This is a genomic window from Streptomyces sp. NPDC038213 (assembly GCF_055600495.1).
The window spans coordinates 1-20834 of sequence record NZ_JBVJYM010000005.1; the positions used below are offsets into that span (position 1 = coordinate 1).

At 74.4% G+C, this 20834-nt stretch carries 13 protein-coding genes, 2 tRNA genes, 2 pseudogenes and 1 riboswitch; of the genes and pseudogenes, 8 read left to right on the forward strand and 9 right to left on the reverse strand.

Annotation, left to right across the window (positions count from 1 at the left end):
• Positions 1-699 precede the first annotated feature (699 nt).
• Positions 700-1242: a MarR family winged helix-turn-helix transcriptional regulator gene (locus ACZ7JZ_RS09350; RefSeq protein ID WP_470935283.1), complete on the reverse strand. Its 543-nt coding sequence runs from the start codon at positions 1240-1242 to the stop codon at positions 700-702.
• A 112-nt stretch (positions 1243-1354) separates the two neighbouring features.
• Between ACZ7JZ_RS09350 and ACZ7JZ_RS09355 the strand changes: the two genes are divergently transcribed.
• Positions 1355-2671 (forward strand): MFS transporter, encoded by a 1317-nt coding sequence (locus ACZ7JZ_RS09355; RefSeq protein ID WP_470935286.1) that lies wholly within the window; start codon positions 1355-1357, stop codon positions 2669-2671.
• Positions 2672-2791: 120 nt separating this feature from the next.
• Here the strand turns inward: ACZ7JZ_RS09355 and ACZ7JZ_RS09360 are convergent, their stop codons facing one another.
• Positions 2792-4582: an ATP-binding SpoIIE family protein phosphatase gene (locus tag ACZ7JZ_RS09360; RefSeq protein ID WP_470936362.1), complete on the reverse strand. Its 1791-nt coding sequence runs from the start codon at positions 4580-4582 to the stop codon at positions 2792-2794.
• Positions 4583-4753: 171 nt separating this feature from the next.
• The gene (locus ACZ7JZ_RS09365) at positions 4754-6217 is read right to left on the reverse strand and encodes an NAD(P)/FAD-dependent oxidoreductase (RefSeq protein WP_470935289.1); all 1464 of its coding nucleotides are present in this window, start codon (positions 6215-6217) and stop codon (positions 4754-4756) included.
• A 339-nt stretch (positions 6218-6556) separates the two neighbouring features.
• Here ACZ7JZ_RS09365 and ACZ7JZ_RS09370 point away from each other — a divergent pair, with 339 nt between their 5' ends.
• Together ACZ7JZ_RS09370 and ACZ7JZ_RS09375 are read left to right on the forward strand one after the other, a co-directional pair.
• Positions 6557-7315, forward strand: a complete 759-nt coding sequence (locus tag ACZ7JZ_RS09370; protein ID WP_470935292.1) for a TetR/AcrR family transcriptional regulator — start codon at positions 6557-6559, stop codon at positions 7313-7315.
• Between the two features lie 285 nt (positions 7316-7600).
• On the forward strand, positions 7601-9595 hold the full coding sequence (locus tag ACZ7JZ_RS09375; RefSeq protein ID WP_470935295.1) for a sigma-70 family RNA polymerase sigma factor: 1995 nt from the start codon (positions 7601-7603) through the stop codon (positions 9593-9595).
• A gap of 93 nt (positions 9596-9688) precedes the next feature.
• Here the strand turns inward: ACZ7JZ_RS09375 and ACZ7JZ_RS09380 are convergent, their stop codons facing one another.
• Positions 9689-11842: an asparagine synthase-related protein gene (locus ACZ7JZ_RS09380; RefSeq protein ID WP_470935298.1), complete on the reverse strand. Its 2154-nt coding sequence runs from the start codon at positions 11840-11842 to the stop codon at positions 9689-9691.
• 626 nt (positions 11843-12468) lie between these two features.
• Between ACZ7JZ_RS09380 and ACZ7JZ_RS09385 the strand changes: the two genes are divergently transcribed.
• The 4 genes and pseudogenes from ACZ7JZ_RS09385 to ACZ7JZ_RS09400 all read left to right on the forward strand — a co-directional run.
• On the forward strand, positions 12469-14049 hold the full coding sequence (locus ACZ7JZ_RS09385) for a sporulation protein (RefSeq protein WP_470935301.1): 1581 nt from the start codon (positions 12469-12471) through the stop codon (positions 14047-14049).
• 45 nt (positions 14050-14094) lie between these two features.
• Positions 14095-15282, forward strand: coding sequence for an L-2-hydroxyglutarate oxidase (gene lhgO, locus ACZ7JZ_RS09390; protein WP_470935304.1), 1188 nt, complete (start codon positions 14095-14097; stop codon positions 15280-15282).
• Positions 15283-15436: 154 nt separating this feature from the next.
• Entirely contained in the window at positions 15437-16219 is a 783-nt protein-coding gene (trmB, locus tag ACZ7JZ_RS09395; protein ID WP_470936365.1) for a tRNA (guanosine(46)-N7)-methyltransferase TrmB, read from the forward strand.
• A 43-nt stretch (positions 16220-16262) separates the two neighbouring features.
• Positions 16263-17090: pseudogene (locus tag ACZ7JZ_RS09400) on the forward strand (PrsW family intramembrane metalloprotease); the annotation flags it as partial.
• On the opposite strand, the gene ACZ7JZ_RS09405 reads toward ACZ7JZ_RS09400, so the two are convergent.
• The 3 genes from ACZ7JZ_RS09405 to ACZ7JZ_RS09415 all read right to left on the reverse strand — a co-directional run bounded on the left by ACZ7JZ_RS09405 (position 17089) and on the right by ACZ7JZ_RS09415 (position 19332).
• Positions 17089-18114, reverse strand: coding sequence for a M23 family metallopeptidase (locus ACZ7JZ_RS09405; protein ID WP_470935307.1), 1026 nt, complete (start codon positions 18112-18114; stop codon positions 17089-17091). The pseudogene ACZ7JZ_RS09400 and the gene ACZ7JZ_RS09405 overlap by 2 nt on opposite strands.
• A gap of 11 nt (positions 18115-18125) precedes the next feature.
• Positions 18126-18259: riboswitch (cyclic di-AMP (ydaO/yuaA leader) on the reverse strand.
• Between the two features lie 359 nt (positions 18260-18618).
• Positions 18619-18692: transfer RNA gene (locus ACZ7JZ_RS09410), tRNA-Met, on the reverse strand.
• 151 nt (positions 18693-18843) lie between these two features.
• Positions 18844-19332 (reverse strand): FBP domain-containing protein, encoded by a 489-nt coding sequence (locus tag ACZ7JZ_RS09415; protein WP_470935310.1) that lies wholly within the window; start codon positions 19330-19332, stop codon positions 18844-18846.
• 63 nt (positions 19333-19395) lie between these two features.
• Here ACZ7JZ_RS09415 and ACZ7JZ_RS09420 point away from each other — a divergent pair, with 63 nt between their 5' ends.
• Complete coding sequence (locus ACZ7JZ_RS09420) at positions 19396-19989, forward strand: TetR/AcrR family transcriptional regulator (RefSeq protein WP_470935313.1); 594 nt, start codon at positions 19396-19398, stop codon at positions 19987-19989.
• A gap of 130 nt (positions 19990-20119) precedes the next feature.
• Here ACZ7JZ_RS09420 and ACZ7JZ_RS09425 read toward each other — a convergent pair.
• A tRNA-Lys gene (locus ACZ7JZ_RS09425) sits at positions 20120-20192 on the reverse strand.
• A 194-nt stretch (positions 20193-20386) separates the two neighbouring features.
• Positions 20387-20834 (reverse strand): annotated as a pseudogene (locus tag ACZ7JZ_RS09430) (DEAD/DEAH box helicase); the annotation flags it as partial.

Sequence of the window (20834 nt, forward strand, 5' to 3'; positions counted from 1 at the left end):
GCGTTCGTCCTGAGCCAGGATCAAACTCTCCGTGAATGTTTACCGGTCATCCGGTTCCCACTCGCGTTGAGCGGGACAGTCCCACCGGAATATGGTGGTCTGTCCACAGCGTCCTCGCTGTTGTGGATGCCTGCCAGACCATCAGATGGCCTGCCAGGACTTTTTCAAAGGAACCTCGACCATCCGAAGATGGACGGGGTATCAACTTCTGGCGTTGATTTTTGGCACGCTGTTGAGTTCTCAAGGTGCGGACGCTTCCTTTGTACTGACCCTCTCGGGCTTTCCTCCGGGCGCTTCCTTCGTTCCTGCGTTTCCGACTCTATCAGATCTTTTCGGACCCGATTTCCTCGGCGCTTTCCGGTCCAAGCCGCTTTCGCGCTTTTCCCTTCCCGCGTTTCCGACTCTATCAGATCCTTTCGGGCCTGACTCCCAGTCAGCGGGCTTGTCCTGTGCGGCTGTTGGCCGTTCGGACTCCCGAACCCTAGCGGATTCCCCGGGCTACTCATAACCGAGTCTCGGAATTGAATTCGGACATGCCGAATACGTTCCCGAAGGGAGATCGTGCTGGGTTGGGTTGCCGCGATGAAGCGGCGGGATGGCTGTCGCAGAAACCTTCCGGCCCCGTGACAACTCGAAGAACCTTACGGACTCGACGCTTCCGTGTCAACCCCGTTCCGGCGCCCCCGTCCGGTCCCCCGCTCAGGCCTTCGCCTGGAGGTCCTCCACGCGGTCCAGCAGGCGGGCGAGCATGTCGCCCAGGGCCCCGCGCTCCTGGGTGGAGAGGTCCTGGAGGAGCTCCTCCTCGAAGATCGTGGCCGCCCGCATCGCGTCGAGCCACTTGCTGCGGCCCTCGGCGGTGAGCTCCACGATCACCCGCACCCGGTTGTTCTCGTCCCGCTCCCGGGTCACCAGGCCCTCGGCCGTCATCCGGTCGATCCGGTGGGTCATCGCCGCCGGCGTCAGTCCGAGCTGCTTCGCGAGCTCGCTCGGCCCCATCCGGTACGGGGCGCCCGAGATGACGAGGGCCTTCAGGACCTCCCACTCGGCGTTGCTGATGCCCAGGGCCGCGGTCTGGCGGCCGTACGCGACGTTCATCCGGCGGTTCAGGCGGCTCAGTGCCGAGACCACCTTCTCGACCTGCGGGTCGAGGTCCTGGAATTCGCGCTGGTAGACGGCGATCTGCTCGTCGAGGCTCGGCTCGCTGAGGCCCTCGGGGGCCGCCGTGTCGGGGGAGTCACCCATGCCGCGAAGTATGGCACGCCCGGGGTTGGCATCTAACTCCTTCGATATATACTCTTAACCATCGAACTTTAGGTCTGAAGTCTTGAACTTCAAGCACAAGGGCAGGTGAAGGGTGACCAAGGTGATGGGCGTGGCGATGCGCCGGATCCAGGCGGGCAACGCGCTGACGGCGTTCGGAATCGGTTTCACGGTTCCGTTCCTCTACATCTACGTGGCGCAGGTCCGCGATCTCGGTGCGGCGACCGCCACCTGCGCGTTCATCGCCTTCGCGCTGGGCGCCCTGGTCTCCCTGCCCTTCACCGGCCGGGTCATCGACCGGCGCGGCCCGGTCCCCGTGGTGATCGGGGCGGCCGTCGCGGCCTCGCTGGGTGCGCTGGCGCTCGGGCTGTCCACCAGCGCCGTGCCGATCCTGCTCTCCGCCCTGGCGCTCGGCGCCGGCCAGGCGGTCATGCAGCCCGCCCTCGCCACGATGATCGTGTGGTGCTCCACCACGGCCACCCGGACCCGGGCCTTCGCCCTCCAGTTCTTCATGCAGAACCTCGGCCTGGGCATCGGCGGCCTGATCGGCGGCCAGATCGTGGACGAGCACCGGCCGGGCAGCTTCACCCTGCTGTTCGGCATCGAGGCCGTGATGTTCCTGGTCCTCGCCGCGGTGATCGCCGGGGTGCGGATGCCGCAGGCCCCGAGCATCCGGGACGCCCGTCCCACCGACCCCGCGCAGGCGGGCGGCGGCTGGAAGCGGCTGGTGCAGCACAAGGCGATGGTGCAGCTCTGCGTCCTGGGCTTCGTGTTGTTCTTCGCCTGCTACGGGCAGTTCGAATCGGGTCTGGCCGCGTACGGCACCGAGGCCGCCGGGATCTCCCCGTCCACCCTCGGCTTCGCCCTCGCCGCCAACACCGGCGCCATCGTCGTCGCGCAGTTCCTGGTGCTGAAGCCCGTCGAGAAGCGCCGCCGGTCCCGGGTGATCGCCCTGGTCGGGCTGATCTGGGCGGTGGCCTGGGTCATCGCCGGGATCGCGGGCCTGGGGCAGACCGGGGCCGCGATGGCCGCGGGCGCGTTCATCACGACGTACGCGCTCTTCGGGATCGGCGAGGCGATGCTGTCGCCGACGCTGGCCCCGCTGGTCGCCGACCTGGCCCCGGAGGGCTCGGTCGGCCAGTACAACTCGGCCTTCGCCCTCGTGAAGCAGATGGCGCTGGCCCTGGGCCCGCTGGGCGTGCCGGTGGGCGCCGGGCTGCCGATGCTCTACATCGGGGTGTTCGCGGTGGTCTCGCTGGGCATCGTCGTACTGGCGCTGCGGCTGGGCCGGCAGCTGAGCCTCGCGCAGGACAGCCCGGCCCTGGCGAAGGCGGCCCGGACGGCCCCGGCGGCGGCGGTGGAGCCCTCCGCGGCCCCGGCGGCGCGACCGGTCGAGGCCGCGTCCGTCTGAGCCCAGTTCCGGCTCCTCCTTATTGCGTAGGGAGAGATACGCCCGATCGCGGGGGTGTCCCTCCGCAGGAAGGCCCCCGGTCCTCGTGGACCGGGGGCCTTCCTGCGTACGCGTCGGGGCTTACGCGTGCTGTTCGGACGGGGTGTCGGGGAGGGCGAACTCGCACCAGACGGCCTTGCCGCCGCCCGGGGTGCGGCGGGAGCCCCAGGACGAGGCGATCGTGGCGATGATCGAGATGCCCCGGCCGGCCTCGTCGCCCGGTTCGGCGCGGCGGCGGCGGGGCAGGTGGTCGTCCCCGTCCGTCACCTCGACGATCAGGCGGCGGTCGGTGCGGCGCAGGCGCAGCCGCATCGGCGGCGTGCCGTGCTGGAGCGAGTTGGCGACCAGCTCGCTGGCGGCGAGGACCCCCAGGTCGCAGAGCTCCACGGGGAAGCGCCAGGAGGCCAGGACCCCCTGGGCGAAGGCGCGGGCGCGCGGGGCCGCCTCGATGCCGCCGAGGAGCTCCAGGGCGGCGTTGTGGAAGAGCTCGGCGTCCGAGCCGGTGCGCGTGGGGTGCTGGAGGACGAGGACGGCCACGTCGTCGTCGTGGTCGGCGCCCACGCCCAGGGCGCGCATCAGCCGGTCGCAGATGACCTGCGGGGTGCCGGTGGCCCCGGACAGGGCGCGCTCGAGGGCCGCGACCCCCTCGTCGATGTCCTCGCGGCGGCGCTCGACCAGACCGTCCGTGTAGAGGACGGCGGTGGAGCCGGGGGCGAGCGGGATCGTGCCGGAGGAGTGCAGCCAGCCGCCGGTGCCGAGCGGCGGGCCGGTGGCGCCGTCGGCCCGGTGCACCGTGCCGTCCTCGTCGCGGACGAGGATCGGGAGGTGGCCCGCGGAGGCGTAGACGAGCCGGCCCTCGTTGGGGTCGTGGACGGCGTACACGCAGGTGGCGATCTGGCTGGCGTCGATCTCCGCGGCAAGGCCGTCGAGGAGCTGGAGCACCTCGTGGGGCGGCAGGTCGAGGCGGGCGTACGCGCGCACGGCCGTCCGGAGCTGGCCCATGACCGCGGCGGCGCGGACCCCGCGGCCCATGACGTCCCCGATGACGAGGGCGGTGCGGCCGGCGCCGAGGGTGATGACGTCGTACCAGTCCCCGCCGACGGCCGCCTCGGTGCCGCCGGGCTGGTAGGTGGCGGCGATGCGCAGGTCGTCGGGCTGTTCCAGCTCCTGGGGGAGGAGGGAGCGCTGGAGGGTGACGGCGGCCTCGCGCTGGCGGCGCTCGGCGGCGCGCAGCCGGTCCACCGCCTCGGCGTGGTCGGTGACGTCGGCGAGGTGGACGAGCACGCCGGTGCCCTTGGGCTCCTCGGTCGTGCCGATGCCGGTCACGGGGGTGCAGGTGACGGTGTACGTGCTGCCGTCGGGGGCCTTGCGGGTCTTGGCGGTGCGGGAGCGGCCGCTGCGCAGGACCTGGTCGAGCAGCGGGAGCAGGCCGAGCTCGTCGAGCTCGGGGAGGGCCTCGCGGGCGGGGACGCCGAGGGGACGGGGGCCGAATCCGGCGGCGTAGGCGTCGTTGACGTAGGCCGTGCGGTGCTCGGGGCCGTGGACCAGGGCGACGAGGGCGGGGAGGCAGCCGAGCACCTCGCGGACGGACAGCTCGTCCAGGGAGGGGACGGCGGGGAGGGCTGCCGGGGCGGGGGCCGCGCCGCAGCCCGGGGAGGTGCCGGTTCCGGTGCCGGAGACCGTGGGGTCGGAGGGGGCGGCGGGCGGGGCCGGGTCGCCGGGGGCGGCCGCCGCGGCGCCGTCTACGTGCTCACCGCGCGCCGCCGGGACGGAGCCCTCGCCGCGCTTGGCCCGGGCTGCTGCGTGCTCGGACCGGGCTGCGGCGCGGCGCTGCGTTCCGGGGAACCGGGCGCTCCAGCGCGTGAAGTTCACTGCGTTCAAGCCTCGTGGTGTCGCTCGTGGTCGCTGTCACGCCCGGCGTTTTCGCCGGGCGGGTGCCCCCGGGGGCCAGGGCTGGTCGGGCGCGGGACGGTGTGGTCACTCTGTGCAGGTGTGGGCCCACCTATGGTCACATGCCCAGTGTGGCCGACAGGACTGACATCGTCAGCTCTTGTCGTCTTTCGACCTGTCCTGTGCAGGTCCTGTTCCCGGAGCCTGATCGGTTGCCTGATCGGTTGCCCGTTCGGGTGAGGAGGGCGGCGGCGGGGGCGGGGGTTTGGCGGCGAGCTCGAACTCGGCGCGCGGGTGCTCCAGGGATCCGAGGGAGACGATCTCACGTTTGAAGAGGCCGGAGAGGGTCCATTCGGCGAGCACCCTCATCTTGCGGTTGAAGGTGGGGACGCGGCTGAGGTGGTACGCCCGGTGCATCATCCAGGCGGGGTACCCCTTGAGCTTGCGGCCGTAGACGTGGGCGACGCCCTTGTGGAGGCCGAGGGAGGCCACGGAGCCGGCGTACTCGTGCCGGTAGTCCCGCAGGGGTTCGCCGCGCAGGGAGGCGAGCAGGTTCTCGGCGAGGACCTTGGCCTGGCGTACGGCGTGCTGGGCGTTGGGGGCGCACTCGCGGCCCTCTCCGGAGCTGAGGTCGGGGACGGCCGCCGCGTCTCCGGCGGCCCAGGCGTGCTCGGCTCCGTCCACGGCGAGCCGGGCGGTGCAGCGCAGCCGGCCGCGCTCGTTGCGGGGCAGGTCGGAGGCGGCGAGGACGGGGTGCGGTTTGACCCCGGCGGTCCACACGACCGTACGGGTGGGGAAGCGGGAGCCGTCGGAGAGGACGGCGACGCGGTCGGCGCAGGACTCCAGCCGGGTCTCCAGGCGGACGTCGATCCCGCGGCGGCGCAGCTCGCGGACGGTGTAGACGCCCATCTCGGGGCCGACCTCGGGAAGGATCCGGTCGCTGGCCTCGACCAGCACCCAGCGCATGTCCTCCGGTTTGACGTTGTGGTAGTACCGGGCGGCGTAGCGGGCCATGTCCTCCAGCTCGCCCAGCGCCTCGACGCCCGCGTAGCCGCCGCCGACGAAGACGAAGGTGAGGGCGGCGTCGCGGACCTGGGGGTCGCGGGTGGAGGAGGCGATGTCCATCTGCTCGATGACGTGGTTGCGCAGTCCGATGGCCTCCTCGACGGTCTTGAAGCCGATGCCGTAGTCGGCGAGGCCGGGGACCGGGAGGGTGCGGGAGACCGAGCCGGGGGCGAGGACGAGCTCGTCGTACTCGATCTCGACGGCGCCGGTGCCCTCCTCCTCGGTGGCGAGGGTCGTCACGGTGGCGGTGCGCTTGGCGTGGTCGATGCTGCGGGCCTCGCCGATGACGATCCGGCACTTGTCGAGGACCCGGCGCAGGGGGACGACCACGTGGCGCGGGGAGATGGAGCCGGCCGCCGCCTCGGGGAGGAAGGGCTGGTACGTCATGTACGGCTCGGGGGTCACGACCGTGACCTCGGCCTCTCCGGCCCTGAGTCTTCGCTGGAGACGCAGGGCGGTGTACATCCCGACGTAGCCCCCGCCGACGATGAGGATGCGGGCGCGGGGCGGAGTGCCGGGGGCCGTGCCCCGGGAGTCTGCAGCCTTCACCATCCCATGACGCATCGTGGCCGGGAGTTTGTCCACAGGCCCGGCAGATTGTGTGACCGAAGCTCGCCCCTGTCGGGGGGTCGGGCGGAAGCTCCGGCGGGGTGAAGGAGTGCAGGTCAGACCACACGGAATGGATCATTCCGGGTGGTCGAACCGGAAAAGTGGGGGTGAATGCTCCGATCGGGCGTCGGTCCGTGCGGGGCTCCCCCTTCTGAATTGACTCTGGCTCAACTATGTTCGTAGTTCGCCGGGTGTGTCGGCCGGGATCAGCTGACCGCGATCCGCCCGGCGTGAAAGCGGGGACGTCTCCGGGGGGAGACGAAAAATTACCGGGGGATACATATGCACATTTCAGACTTCCATGGCACGGCCACGGCCCTCTCGACCGACGGCGGGCGCACCGCTGTCGCGGGCGGCCCGGGGATAGGCCGCTCCACTCCGCTGCGCGTGGACGCCCAGCGGAACCTCGAGCACGTCCTGCGCGCGGCCCGCGAGGTCTTCGGCGAGCTCGGTTACGGGGCGCCGATGGAGGACGTGGCCCGGCGCGCCCGGGTCGGCGTGGGGACGGTGTACCGCCGCTTCCCCAGCAAGGACGTACTGGTCCGCAGGATCGCCGAGGAGGAGACCGCCCGGCTGACCGAGCAGGCGCGCGCCGCCCTGGGCCAGGAGGAGGAGCCGTGGCAGGCGCTGTCGCGCTTCCTGCGCACCTCCGTGGCCTCGGGCGCGGGCCGGCTGCTGCCGCCGCAGGTCCTGCGCGTGGGCGTCGACGAGCAGGAGGGCGACGGGGCCGCTGAGGAGGCGCGCGTTCCGCAGCAGCGCCAGTCGGTTCCCGACGCGGGTGCGGAGCTGCGCGTGGTCGCCCGGCGCCCGGCCCCCGAGCCGGACCACTCGGGGTACAACGGCGCCGACGCCCTGCTGGAGGTCGTCGGCCGGCTGGTGGACCGGGCCCGCGCCGCGGGTGAGCTGCGTACCGACGTCACCGTCGCGGACGTGCTGCTGGTGATAGCCACGGCGGCGCCCGCGCTGCCGGACCCGGCGCAGCAGGCCGCGGCCTCTTCCCGGCTGCTCGACATCCTGCTGGAGGGCCTGCGGTCCCGCTAGGCCGTCCCTCGCGGAGGCGATCCAGGGATCCGCACAGCTGCTGCGGGGCTCCCCGTCCGGGCCGGACCACCGGTCCCGGGCGGGGGCTTCGAACGGTAGGCGCGGCGTGTGCACTGCACCGCCTGCGGGACTCCACCGGGACGGTTCCCGGGCCCCGGCGGCACGGCGCCGAGCGGAATTGTGCCCGGATGAGTGGATAGCGGGCGGAGGGGTACGGTCGGCGTGCCCGCTGTGCCACTCTTTTCCGGTGTTCGGTTCTGAGGGTGTCGTGCGGGGGCTTCCGCGATGAGCGTTGACGGGCTGGACGAATCGTCCGGAGCCTCCTCGGGCGAGACGGGGACCGGGGAGCCCCCCGTCCGCCAGGTCCCGGCCCAGCGCGGCGGCGGCAGCGGCGCCACCAGCGCGGAACTGCCTCCCTCCGACGGGGATCTGATCGCCCGGATGCGCTCCGGCGACGACGGCGCGTACGAGGAGCTGTTCCGCCGGCACGCCGACAGCGTGCGCCGCTACGCCCGAACCTGCTGCCGCGACGCGCACACCGCGGACGACCTGACGGCCGAGGTGTTCGCGCGGACCCTGCAGGCCGTACGCGGCGGGGCCGGTCCCGACCAGGCCGTGCGGGCGTACCTCCTCACCACCGTGCGGCGGGTGGCCGCCTCCTGGACGAGCACCGCCAAGCGGGAGCAGCTCGTCGAGGACTTCGCCGTGTTCTCCGAGCAGGCGGCACGGGCGGGCGCGGCCCCGGCGGGCGGCGAGACCCTCGAACTGGGCGCCGACGTCAAGGCGATGGAGGAAGCCGAGCAGACCCTGGCGATGCAGGCCTTCCGGAGCCTGCCGGAGCGCTGGCAGGCGGTGCTGTGGCACACCACCGTCGAGGACTCCCCGCCGAGCGCGGTCGCCCCGCTCTTCGGGCTGAGCGCGAACGCTACGGCGGTGCTGGCCAGTCGGGCCCGCGAAGGCCTCAAGCAGGCCTACCTGCAGGCGCACGTGAGCTCCGTGCACGGCACGGAGGGCGACTGCGCGCAGTACGCCGACCGGCTGGGCGCCTACGCGCGCGGCGGGCTGCGGGTGCGGGCCGAGCGCGGGCTGCGCAAGCACCTGGAGGAGTGCGCGAGGTGCCGGCTGGTGGCCGGCGAACTGAAGGACGTCAACGCGGGCATCCCGGCGCTGCTCCCGGTCGCGGTCATCGGCTGGTTCGCCGCCGGGTACGCCGCGAAGGCGGCCGGGGTGGTCGCCGGCGGGGCCGTGGCCGCGGGCGGCGCGGGAGCCGCGGCGGCCGCCACCGGAGCGGCAGGGACCGCGGGCACCACGGGCGGGGCCGCGGCAGGGGCCGCCGGGGCCTCGGGCGGGGCCGCGGGGGCCGCCGGCGGGGCGGCGGGCGGCTCCGGCGGGGCGGGCGGCGGACTCGGGGCGGCCGCCGCCTCCGAGGGGCTCGGCCTGCCCGCGAAGGCGGCCATCGCGGCCGGGCTCGCCGTGGCCACCGCCGCGGGCGTGGTCTTCGCGTTCGTCGGGGACGAGCAGGAGCCGCAGGCCCGGGTGAAGCCGGTGCCCAGCGCCGCCGCCCCCGCGGTCCCCCGGGAACCGGCGCCGCCCGCGCCGAGTTCCGCGCCGCCCTCCCCCGACCGTCCGGCGCCCCCGGCGCCCCGGCCCCCGGCGAAGCCCTCGCCGACGCGCGCGGCCGTGGCGCCGAAGCCCGCGCCGAGCCCGCCGCGGACCCGCGAGCCCCGCCCGGCGCCGCCCGCGCCGAAGCCCTCCCCCTCCGCGCCGAAGCCGAAGCCGTCCCCGAAGCCGACACCGCCCCGGCCGAAGCCCACGCCGCGGCCCACCGAACCGCCCCCGCGCCCCCTGGAGAGGTACGACCTGGCCGGCCTGCGGCACGCGCCCTTCGGGGACGGCACCGCCCCCGAGCTGCGGACCGGCCGCAGCTGGGTCTGGCAGCGCTGGGGCCTGGTCATCGACGGCACCCCGTACCGCAACGGGCTCACCGTCCGCTCGAAGTCCGCGGTCACCGTCGAGCTGAACCGGCCCTGCACGTTCTTCTCCGCCCGCGTCGGCGTGGACGACATGGCCCTCGGCGCCCCCGGCGCCCTGCGCTTCTCGGTCTACGGGGACGGGGACCTGCTGTGGACCTCGCCCGCCCTGGCCGCCGGGGACCCGGCCGTCGCGGTCTCGGTGGCACTGCGCGGGCGGGAGACCGTACGCCTGGTGGTGGAGCGCGAGGGGCGCCGGGGGCAGCTGCTGCTCGGGGACTGGGCGGACGCCGCGGTCACCTGCCGGTAGCCGGGCCCGGCGGGATCCGGCGGAAGACCAGCAGACCGCAGAAGACCCCGCGCAAGACCCCGGAAGGCCCCGCCAGCCCCCGGAAGGTACGGCCTACAGCGCCCGCCGGTACGGCACCCCGGCGGGCACCGCGCGCCGCCGGACGGTGGACGTGCCCGTCCAGCAGGTGCCGCGCCGGGCCAGCAGCCGCCGCAGCCACAGCTCCACCGAGACCAGCTCGGCGATCCCGTCGAGCGGGGCCGGATGCCCCTCGGCCGCGTCGACCAGCGCCTGGCGGACCACGTGCGCCTCGACCAGCCCGGCGTCCGCGAGGAGGGGGGCGGCGAAGAGGTCGAGCAGGTCGTCCAGGGCGGCCCGCAGCCCGGCGCGTACCGAGAAGGCCTGGTCGGCGGGGGCGGTGGCGCCCCAGCCGGGGGGCAGTTCGCGCACCCCGGCGGCCGACAGCACGCTGCGCAGCACGGCCGCCCGCGCGCCCGGCTGCACGCGCAGGGACTCCGGGAGGCCCCGGGCGGCCCGTACGACCTGGTTGTCGAGGAAGGGGGCGTGCAGCCGCTGGCTGCGCACCTCCACGGCCTGTTCGAAGACGCGGTGCCCGGCGGCGTGCCGGGCCAGGGCGGCGCGGGCGCGGGCCTCGCCGGGGCGCAGGGAGAGCGGGGGGCGGCCGGCCGCGACCTCCAGCCGGATCGATACTTCCGCCAGTGCCTCGCCGGTGAGCCAGCGGGCGGCCGGGCCCGGCCGGGACCAGGCCAGCGCCGCCAGGGAGGCGTCCACGGGCCCGGCCTCGGCGAACTCCTCGCCGCGGTGCTCGCGCAGCCGGGCGGCGGCCTCGCGGATGCCGGTCATGTACGAGGTGCGCGAGAGCCGGCGGGCGGCGAGGTAGACGGTGAACGGCACCAGGATCGACTGGGGCGACTGGTCGGAGCGGGCCAGGGCGGCCATGGGCCGTACCAGGTGCCGGCGGCGGCGGTCGAGGAGCAGGTCGGCGAGGCGGGCGGGGTGCGCGTCGAGGACCTGGCGGGCGCCGTGGCCGACGAAGTGGTCGGCGCTGCCCGCGGAGAGGCGGCGGCGGTGGCGGGCGGCGACGACCAGGGAGGGGCCCGGCTCGTCGGTGAGCGGGCCGTCCAGGTCGGCGTACGGGAGGGCCTCCTCGGCGGCGGCGACGACCACGTGGTGCAGGCGGGGGTTCGCGGCGATCATCCGGGCCCGCTCCAGCTCCGCCTCGCGTCCGGCGGGCGGGGTGGCGAGGTCGTTGAAGGTGACGGCGAGCAGCCGCTGTCCGGCCGCGGAGCCGTGGCCGGACACGGTGCCGGGGGCCCCGGGGAGTCCGGCCGCGAGGAGGGCGAGGGTGGCGGAGGCGCTGCCCCCGGAGAGGTCGGCGCCGATGCCGGGGGCGGGGGCGCCGCGGGCGGCGCGGCGCTCGGCGGGGCCCATGCCGGGGACCGGCCCGGGGTCGTACCCGACCGTTCCGGGGACATCGGGCGCATGGCGGGGGGCCGTGAGCCGGGCGCGCACCGCGGCGACGAGTGCTTCCCGTACGCCCTCCACGGCGCGGTCGGCGTCGGCCTGCGGGGCGGCGACGGCGAGGGAGGCCACGGGCTCGTAGCCGGTGATCTCGCGGGAGCCCTCGCGGAGGATCAGCGCGTGCCCGGGCGGGATGCGGCGGACCCCGGCGTAGGGGGTGCCGTCGCCGAGGGCCTCGGGGCTGTCGGGGCAGGCGAGCAGGGCGGCGAGGTGGCCGATGTCGAGCTGGGCCTCGATGAGGTCGGCGAGGGGGAGGGCGGCGGTGGCGTACGCGGTGCCGTTGGCCCAGGGGGTGTAGAAGACGGGGCGGGCGCCGGCGAGGTCGCCGACCACGGTGATCCGGCGGCCGGCCTGGACGACGGCGGTGTAGCTGCCGGGCCACCGGGTGAGGTGGCGCAGGGCGCCGCCGCGGGCGGCGTAGAGGGCGGTGCGCAGTTCGGCGTCGGTGGCCCCGCAGCAGCCGAGGACGGCGAGCCGGGTGAAGGGGTCGGCGGGGTCGGCGGCGACGGTGCGGATCTCGTCGGGGCGCCAGTCGCCCACGGCCCAGAGGGGGTCGGGGTCGCCCCAGAGCAGCTGGGCGCCCACGGGGTGGAGGGTGCGGGCGGCGTCCTGGGCTGCGTCGTCGGAGTCGGCGAAGGCGCCGTGGACGGTGCCGGGGGGCTCGGTGATGCGTCCGGCCGTGCCGAAGCTTGCGGCGATACTGCTCCAGCCCACCAACCACCGCATCGCCGCCTCCACAGACTGTGGACAAGTTCGTGTCCATGCTGCCACGAGACAGGCGTACGAGAGGGGCGAAGGGGGGCGCACATGCAGATGAACACGCCCCCGCCATGCGGTATTTGGCGTTCCGTTCCCACCGCCCCATAGGTCGGATTCAGCCATTCTTTCCGGGACTTCCCGGGACTTCCCGGCATCCGGCGGCCGGCGCGGGGCGCGGCCCGGGAGGCGCGGCCCACCTCCCGGCCCGGTCCGCCACCCGCGGGGATTGAGGCGGCGGCTTCCCCCGGCCCGCCGGATCCGTGCAGCGGGCCGACCCACGCACCCCCATCGAATCGCCGCGCCCCCCGGCCGGGCAGAGCGCACGGCCGGGCGCACGGCCACACGGGCGGAGCACGGCCGGGGCGCGGATCCGCGGATGCGCCCCGGCCGCGGACGGCCGTACGGACAACAATCCCGCCATCCGGAAGGCGGCCCCTTAACGCTTGGGATGCGGCGAACTACGCTGGGTTTACGAAATGCCGGGCGCCTATGCCGCCGCCCGGCACCGCGTCCGTACCGGGGCACCGCGCCCCGTGCGGCGCACCGTGTTGAGTCGATGTGGTTCTGCGTGTCTGCGTGACGAGGGGTGGCGCATGTCCAGGGAGCTCCGCGAGCCGAACGAGAAGCTGGGCACGGTCCTCGCCCTCGCGGGAATCAGCAACGCCGGCCTCGCCCGGCGGGTCAACGACCTCGGTGCACAACGCGGACTGACGCTCCGTTACGACAAGACCTCGGTGGCCCGCTGGGTCTCCAAGGGCATGGTGCCGCAGGGCGCGGCCCCGCACCTGATCGCCGCCGCGATCGGCGCCAAACTCGGCCGCCCCGTGCCGCTGCACGAGATCGGGCTCGCGGACGCCGACCCGGCCCCCGAGATCGGCCTCGGCTTCCCGCGCGACGTCGCCGGGGCGGTCCGCTCGGCCACGGACCTGTACCGGCTGGACCTGGCGGGACGGCGCGGCGGTGGCGGGATCTGGCAGTCCCTCGCGGGCTCCTTCGCCGTCTCCGCGTACGCGACCCCCGCCTCGCGGTGGCTGATATCGCCCGCCGACAGCTCGGTGGCCCGGGAGGCGGGGCCGTTACGCCCCGGGGCGGCCGACCCGCCGGGCCCGGCGGCGGACCCCGGCGCGCCCGCCGCAGCCGCCCCCGCACCGGCCACCGGGGCCCACGCCGCCACCGGAGCCGCGCCCCCGGGCGCCCCCGCCGGCCCCCCGGCGGCCCCCGCCGGACCCGAGCAGCAGCCCGCCGAGCCCTCCGCCCTGCGCGTGGGCCACAGCGACGTCGCCAAGCTCCGCGAGGCCGCCGAGGACGCCCGCCGCTGGGACTCCAAGTACGGGGGCGGGGACTGGCGTTCCTCGATGGTCCCCGAGTGCCTGCGCGTGGACGCGGCCCCGCTGCTCCTCGGCTCGTACTCCGACGAGGTCGGCCGCGCCCTCTTCGGCGCCACGGCCGAACTGACCCGCCTCGCGGGCTGGATGGCCTTCGACACCGGCCAGCAGGAGGCCGCCCAGCGGTACTACATCCAGGCCCTGCGCCTGGCCCGCGCCGCCGCCGACGTCCCGCTCGGCGGGTACGTGCTCGCCTCCATGTCCCTCCAGGCCACCTACCGCGACTTCCCGGACGAGGGCGTGGACCTCGCCCAGGCGGCCGCCGAGCGCAACCGCGGCCTCGCCACGGCCCGCACCATGAGCTTCTTCCGCCTGGTCGAGGCGCGGGCGCACGCGAAGGCCGGGGACTCCCAGGCCGCCGGGGCCGCGCTGCGGGCCGCGGAGGGCTGGCTGGAGCGGTCCCGCGAAGGGGACTGCGACCCGGGATGGCTGGGTTTCTACTCGTACGACCGGTTCGCGGCGGATGCGGCGGAATGCTACCGGGACCTCAAACTCCCTCGGCAGGTACGCCGGTTCACCGAGCAGGCGCTGTCCCGGCCCACGGAGGAGTACGTGCGCTCGCACGGCCTGCGCCTGGTGGTCAGCGCCGTGGCCGAGCTGGAGTCCGGGAACCTGGACGCGGCCTGCGCCCAGGGGACCCGCGCGGTGGAGGTGGCGGGCCGGATCTCCTCGGCGCGCACCACCGAGTACGTCCGCGACCTGCTCCACCGCCTGGAGCCGTACGGTGACGAACCGCGCGTCGCGGAGCTCCGCGAGCGGGCGCGGCCCCTGCTGGTGACCCCCGCCTGACGGGTTTGTCAGTGCCGGGGTGCAGACTCGGACGTGGGAGGTGGCATGGACTGCGACGTACTGGTGATCGGCGGCGGGATCGTCGGCCTGTCGACCGCGTACGCGCTGTCGCGCCTGGCTCCGGGGACCCGGGTGGTGGTCCTGGAGAAGGAGCCGGGCCCGGCCCGGCACCAGACGGGGCGCAACAGCGGGGTGATCCACAGCGGGATCTACTACCGGCCGGGGTCCCTGAAGGCCCGGTTCGCGGTGCGCGGCGCGGCCGAGATGGTCAAGTTCTGCGCGGAGCACGACATCGCGCACGAGGTGACGGGCAAGCTGATCGTCGCCACGGAGCGCTCCGAGCTGCCGCGGCTGCACGCCCTCGTCCAGCGCGGCAGGGAGAACGGCATCCCCGTGCGCGAGCTCGGCCCCGCGCAGATCGCGGAGTACGAGCCGGAGGTCACGGGCCTGGCCGCGATCCACGTGGGCACCACCGGGATCGTGGACTACGGGCAGGTCGCCGCCCGTCTCGCCGAGGCCTCCGGCGCGGAGGTCGTCTACGGGGCAGAGGTCGACCTGATCTCGCGGCGGGCGACGGCCGTGGCCGTGCGGACCTCTTCGGGCCAGGTCTTCCGGGCCCGGGCGCTCGTGAACTGCGCGGGGCTCCAGTGCGACCGGGTGGCGCGGCTGGCCGGGGACGACCCGCAGATGCGGATCATCCCCTTCCGCGGGGAGTACTACGACCTGAAGCGCCCGGACCTCGTCCGCGGGCTGGTCTACCCCGTGCCGGACCCGGCCTTCCCCTTCCTCGGGGTGCACCTGACCCGCGGCATCGGCGGCGGGGTGCACGTCGGTCCCAATGCCGTCCCCGCGCTCGCCCGCGAGGGGTACGCGTGGCGGACGGTCCGGCCGCGGGACCTCGCGACCAGCGCGGCCTGGCCGGGATCCTGGCGGGTCGGCGCCCGGCACTGGCGGTACGGGGCCGGGGAGATCCGCCGGTCCCTGTCGAAGACGGCCTTCACGGCGGCCGTACGGAGGCTGCTGCCGGCGGTGACGGAGGCGGACCTCGTGCCTGCGGCTGCCGGGGTGCGGGCGCAGGCGGTGCTGCGGGACGGGGCGCTGGTCGACGACTTCCTCATCCGTGAGGCGCCGCGGACGGTGCACGTGCTGAACGCGCCGTCCCCCGCGGCGACGGCGTCCCTCCCCATCGGCCGCGAAATAGCCACCCGAACCCTCCCGACCCTCCACCCCTGACCCGGACCCACCCGGGACCCCGGTCCGCTGCGCGGGGCCGTTTCCCCTACCCGCGCAGCGGACCCGGGTCGCCCGCCCCCGTCCGGACGGACCCGGCTCCGCCGGGTCCGCGCGGGCTGCGGCCCGTAGAATCGGACGCACTGTGTCTGAGTCCATGAACCCCAGCCCCCAGCCGGAAGCCCCCTCCTACACCCCGCCCCGCTGGCGCACGGAGCCCCGCTTCCCCGACGGCCCCTCCCCCGACCCCGCCGGCTCCCACCACGAGCGCCGGATCCGCAGCTTCCAGCCGCGGCGCAGCCGGGTGACCACGGGCCAGGAGGACGCCCTGCGCCGCCTCTGGAGCACCTGGGGCCTGGACATCGACGGCCGGGAGGTCCTCGACCTCGACAAGCTCTTCGGCGGCCGCCCGGTGGTCCTGGAGATCGGCTTCGGCATGGGCGAGGCCACCGCCCAGATGGCCGCCGAGGACCAGGACACCGGCATCCTCGCCGCCGACGTGCACACCCCCGGCCAGGGCAACCTCCTCGCCCTCGCCGAGAAGGCCGGCATCGACAACGTCCGCGTGGCCAACGGCGACGCGATCATCCTGCTCCGCGAGATGCTGCCGCCCGCCTCCCTGGCCGGCCTGCGCGTCTACTTCCCGGACCCGTGGCCGAAGAAGCGCCACCACAAGCGCCGGCTGATCCAGCCCGAGTTCCTCTCCCTGGCCGCGACCCGCCTGGCCCCCGGCGCGGTGCTGCACTGTGCCACGGACTGGGAGCCGTACGCCGAGCAGATGCTCGACGTGCTCAGCGCCCACCCGGACTTCGAGAACACCCAGGCGGACGGCGGGTTCTCCCCGCGCCCGGAGTTCCGTCCGCTGACCCGCTTCGAGGGCCAGGGCCTGGACAAGGGGCACGTCGTACACGACCTGCTCTTCCGCCGCACCCAGAACTGAAAAGCCCGCCTCCGCCTCCGGCCCGCTCACTAGGGTCGGTGGCGTGTTCGGGACGTTTCCTCGCCCCTCGGCCCGGCTCAGCGGCGCCGCGCTGACCTGCGCGCTCGCGGCCGCCGGGGTGCTGATCCTGGTCCTGGTGCGGGAGCAGACCGGCACCCCGGGCTTCCTGGTGGGGCTCGGCCTGTCCGTGGTCCCCGTACCGCTGCTCGCCGCCGCCTTCCGCGGGCTGGGCGGACTGCGGCGGCCGCGCGCCGCGCCCTGGGGGCCGCTGCTGTTCGCCTTCGGCTGGGGCGCGTGCGCGGCGGCCCTGATCGCCATACTGGCCAACAGCTTCGCGGCCCGCTGGATGGCCGCGGCCGCCACCGACCCCTACGACGCCGACCAGTTGGGCTCGATCGCGATCGCCCCGGTGGTGGAGGAGACCGCGAAGGCGGCCGCCCTGCTCCTGCTGTTCGTCTTCCGCCGGGACCGGCTCGGCGGCTTCACGGACGGTTTCGTGCTCGCCGGATTCACCGCCACCGGCTTCGCCTTCACCGAGAACATCCTCTACCTCGGCAACGCCTTCGGGGAGGACCTCGCCGAGGGCACCCCGGTCCTGGCCTCGGTGACCGCCGCGACCTTCTTCGTGCGCATCGTGATGTCCCCGTTCGCGCACCCGCTGTTCACCGCCCTGACCGGGATCGGCTTCGGACTGGCCGCCGTGTCCGCAGGGCGCACGCGCCGCGTGCTGTACCCGCTCGGGGGGCTGCTCCTGGCGATGGGCGTGCACGCCCTGTGGAACAGCTCCCCCGACCTCGGCGAGTACGGCTTCTACTGGGTCTACGGGTCCGTGATGGCCCCGGCCTTCGCCCTGCTGACCTGGCAGGCGGTCAGACGGTCAGGCCCTTGCCCCGCAGCCACGCCAGCGGATCCTGGGTCTCCCCTCCCGAGCGCACCTCCAGGTGCAGGTGGGGACCGGTGACGTTGCCCGTGGCGCCGACGCGGCCGATGGTCTCGCCCGTGCCGACCGCGCCCGAGGTGACGGACATCGAGGAGAGGTGGCAGTACCAGATCTCCGTACCGTCGGCGAGGCGCAGGACGATCCGGTAGCCGTACGCGCCCGACCAGCCGGCGGAGACGATCGTGCCGCCGTGCACCGCCTTGACGGGCGTGCCGGTGGGGGCGGCGAAGTCCAGGCCGGTGTGCTGCCCGGAGGACCACATGGAACCGGAGGCCCCGTAGTACGAGGTGAGGGTGTACGAGGAGGTGGGCAGCGCGTAGCTGCCGGCGAGCTTGGCCAGCCGGGCCTCCTCCGCCGCGGCCTCCGCGGCCTCCGCGGCCGCCTTCGCGGCTGCCGCCTCCTCCGCCGCCTTGCGGGCCGCGGCCTCGGCGGCGGCTTCGGCGGCCTTGCGGGCAGCGGCCTGAGCGGCTGCGGCCTCCTTCGCCGCGGCCTCCTCGGCGGCCCTGGCGGCGGCCTCCTCGGCTGCGGCGGCCGCGGCATCGGACTGGGACTCGGCCTGCTGGAGGATCCGGTTGCGCAGCACCTCGCCGGCGTCGGTGCCGGATTCGGCCTGCTCGGGGGTGGCCCCGGCGGTGGTCAGCGGGGCCGTCACCGGGACGGTGGCGGGCAGGTCGGCCGCCAGGTCGGCGGTCGCGGAGCCGTCACCGGGCAGCAGCGAGGGGAGGGATATGGAGACCTGCGGCCGGTCCTGCGCGGTGGCTATGCCGCCCGCTCCGACGGCGGCGATGACGCCGACGCCGAGGACCGTGGAACTGCGGGCGAGGCCGCCGCGCTGCTTGACCACGCGGTGGCGGCCCCGGACGGGGCGGACGGAGTCCTCGGTGGGGTTCCACGCGCCCCACGCACCGGCGTCGGGAACCTCGGAGGCTTCAGGGGTAGGCCTGTTGGACGCCACGGGGGCGCACTCCTTTCCTTCCTTCTCGCCTACCGGGTTAGCTGACGGGTTCGGAGCAGGAAGGTCTCCTACGGGCCGGATCGACCCGATTCACCCCAATGTGTTGGTTCCCCGGTTCCCTTGCGGGATTCGGCGCGCACGCGCACGGAGCCGCCTCTTGCGACGGCCGTGACGACCGCGCTGCGTTATCGAACGGTAATAGACAACAGGGAGTGATTCCAAGCTGTTGCGCTTGATCCCTCGCGTGTATCGGCCACGCTCTGACCGGCTCTGGCCTGGGCTTTTCCCTCCAGGAGTGGATCAACTGGGGCATTCTCCCGGCCTGATGGGTACACCTTCAGCCACGCCCGGCCTTTGACGGTCCGTCAACCGGACTGCGGAGCGCGGCCTTTCGCTCACGCTCCGTACCGGCCGGTGCGCCGGTGCGCGGACACGCTTCCGCGCACCGGCCCCGGACATGCAATCAGGGCCCGGATCCAAAAGGATCCGGGCCCTGATCATCAGTAGCGGGGACAGGATTTGAACCTGCGACCTCTGGGTTATGAGCCCAGCGAGCTACCGAGCTGCTCCACCCCGCGTCGGTAAACACAAGCTTACGCTATCCGCGGGGCTCCTCGCGCCACCTTTCCCCGCGGCCACGACGGAAGCGCCGGAAACCACCCGCCACAGCAGGCCCGCGCCACGGCGAGCCCCCCGCCACAGCAGGCCCGCACCACCGCAAGCCGCCCGTCACAGCGAGCCCAGGAACCCGTCCAGGTTCCGCCGCATCCTCTCGATCTGCTCCTCCACGGTCAGCGACTCCTCGAACCTCCCCCCGGGCTCCGGCCGCTTCTTCCCCCGCACGTACAGCGGGCAGTCCAGGTCGGTGCACATGTACAGCCCGACCGAGTTCCCCTCGCGGCCCTCGCGGCCGGTTTTGCGGGCCGTCATCAGCGAGACCCCGCCGCCGGCGTGCGTGGTCAGGCACAGCGAGCACATGCTGCGGTGCAGGAAGCCCTTGCGCGCCGCGGGGAAGCGCAGCGCGATGCCCGTGAGCCGGCCCCCGTGCTCGGTGACCAGGTAGCTCCGGTCCGGCGCGGAGAGGTCGCGCCAGCCCAGGAAGTCCAGGTCCGCCCAGGGGCGCTCGGCCAGGTCGCGCGGCAGCGGCAGCCGCTGCGCCTCGCCCTTCGAGCAGTTGACGAACGAGCCGCGGATCTCCCGCTCAGTGAGTGCCTTCATACCGGCACGCTAATCTTTCCTAGAGTCCCTAGGCAAACGATTAAATACTTTCAGGAGCTGCCCGTGCCCCGAGCCGGACTGACCCCCGAGCGCGTCGTGGCCGCCGCCGCGGACCTCGCCGACGCCCGGGGCCTCGACGGGGTCACCGTCTCCGCCCTCGCCCGCGGCCTCGGTGTGAAGGACGCGAGCCTGTACGCCCACGTACGCGGCCTCCAGGACCTGCGCGCCCGGATCGCCGCGGACTCGGCCGCCCGCTTCGCCGACCTGCTCACCGAAGCCCTCGCGGGCCGCGCCGGCCGCGAGGCCCTGGCCGCCTTCGCCACGGCGTACCGGACCTTCGCCGTACGCCATCCGGGCCGGTACGCCGCCACCCAGCTGACGCTGCCCGCCGAGACCCTCGCGGCCTCCCCGGGCCACCGCCGGCTCGTGGAGCTCACGTACGCCCTCCTGCACGGGTACGGGCTCCCCGAACCGGCCCTCACCGACGCCGTCCGCCTGCTCCGCAGCACCTTCCACGGGTTCGCGGCCCTCGAGGCGGCCGGCGGCTTCGGCCACCCGCGCCCCCTCGACGCTTCCTGGGACGCCGTCCTCGACGCCCTCCACACCGCCCTCACCCGGTGGCCGCCCACCACCCCGCCGGCCACCCCGGCCCCATGAGCCCCGCACCCGCATCCGGGTGCGCCGCGTCCTCGTACCTCGGCTGGGACCGGAAACGACAGAGCGCCCCACCCGGTCGGAACCGGGTGGGGCGCTCTGGGCGGGACCGGGGAACCCGGTCCGCGTGCGGTAGGCCATGTCGGACTCGAACCGACAACCAATGGATTAAAAGTCCACTGCTCTGCCAATTGAGCTAATGGCCCGCGGCATGCTCACCCCAGAGCATAGCCGGAGCGGGCCCGTCAGCCGATCGAGTATGGCCGGACGGGCGCTGCGGGTGTCGCGGGGCGGGGACGCGCCGAGCCCCCGGCAGCGGATGCCGGGGGCTCGGGACGGGAGTTCGGGCCTTCGGACCGTCAGGCTTCAGGCCTTCGGGCCGTCAGGCCTTCGGGCCTGGTCAGCCGTTGCGCTTCCAGCGCGGCTTGTCGTCGCGGCGGCCGCCGCCGAAGGAGCCGGAGCCGGAGCCCGACGGGCGGTGGTCGTCGCGGCGGCCGTACGGGCGGTCGCCGCCGCCGGAGCGGAAGCCGCCGGCCGGGCGGTCGTCGCGGCGGTCGCGGTTGAACGGACGGTCGCTGCCACCGCGGTGGTCGCGGCCGCCGCCGAAACCGCCGCCGCGGTTGTCGTCGCGGCGGAAGCCGCCACCACGGTTGTCATCGCGACGCTCGAAGCCACGGTCGTTGCGGTCACGGTTGAAGCCACCGCCCCGGTTGTCGTCACGACGCTCGAAGCCGCGGTCGTTGCGGTCACGGTTGAAGCCGCCACCACGGTTGTCGTCACGGCGCTCGAAGCCGCGGTCGTTGCGGTCGCGGTTGAAGCCGCCACCGCGGTTGTCGTCACGACGGAAG

Bases quoted from the DNA above. Each gene is read 5' to 3' on its own strand.
- trmB (WP_470936365.1), top strand. From the start codon at position 15,437: ATGAACCCCAGCCCCCAGCCGGAAGCCCCCTCCTACACCCCGCCCCGC.
- ACZ7JZ_RS09380 (WP_470935298.1), bottom strand. From the start codon at position 11,842: ATGCGGTGGTTGGTGGGCTGGAGCAGTATCGCCGCAAGCTTCGGCACG.
- ACZ7JZ_RS09350 (WP_470935283.1), bottom strand. From the start codon at position 1,242: ATGGGTGACTCCCCCGACACGGCGGCCCCCGAGGGCCTCAGCGAGCCG.
- ACZ7JZ_RS09370 (WP_470935292.1), top strand. From the start codon at position 6,557: ATGCACATTTCAGACTTCCATGGCACGGCCACGGCCCTCTCGACCGAC.
- ACZ7JZ_RS09385 (WP_470935301.1), top strand. From the start codon at position 12,469: ATGTCCAGGGAGCTCCGCGAGCCGAACGAGAAGCTGGGCACGGTCCTC.
- ACZ7JZ_RS09365 (WP_470935289.1), bottom strand. From the start codon at position 6,217: ATGGTGAAGGCTGCAGACTCCCGGGGCACGGCCCCCGGCACTCCGCCC.
- lhgO (WP_470935304.1), top strand. From the start codon at position 14,095: ATGGACTGCGACGTACTGGTGATCGGCGGCGGGATCGTCGGCCTGTCG.
- ACZ7JZ_RS09415 (WP_470935310.1), bottom strand. From the start codon at position 19,332: ATGAAGGCACTCACTGAGCGGGAGATCCGCGGCTCGTTCGTCAACTGC.
- ACZ7JZ_RS09375 (WP_470935295.1), top strand. From the start codon at position 7,601: ATGAGCGTTGACGGGCTGGACGAATCGTCCGGAGCCTCCTCGGGCGAG.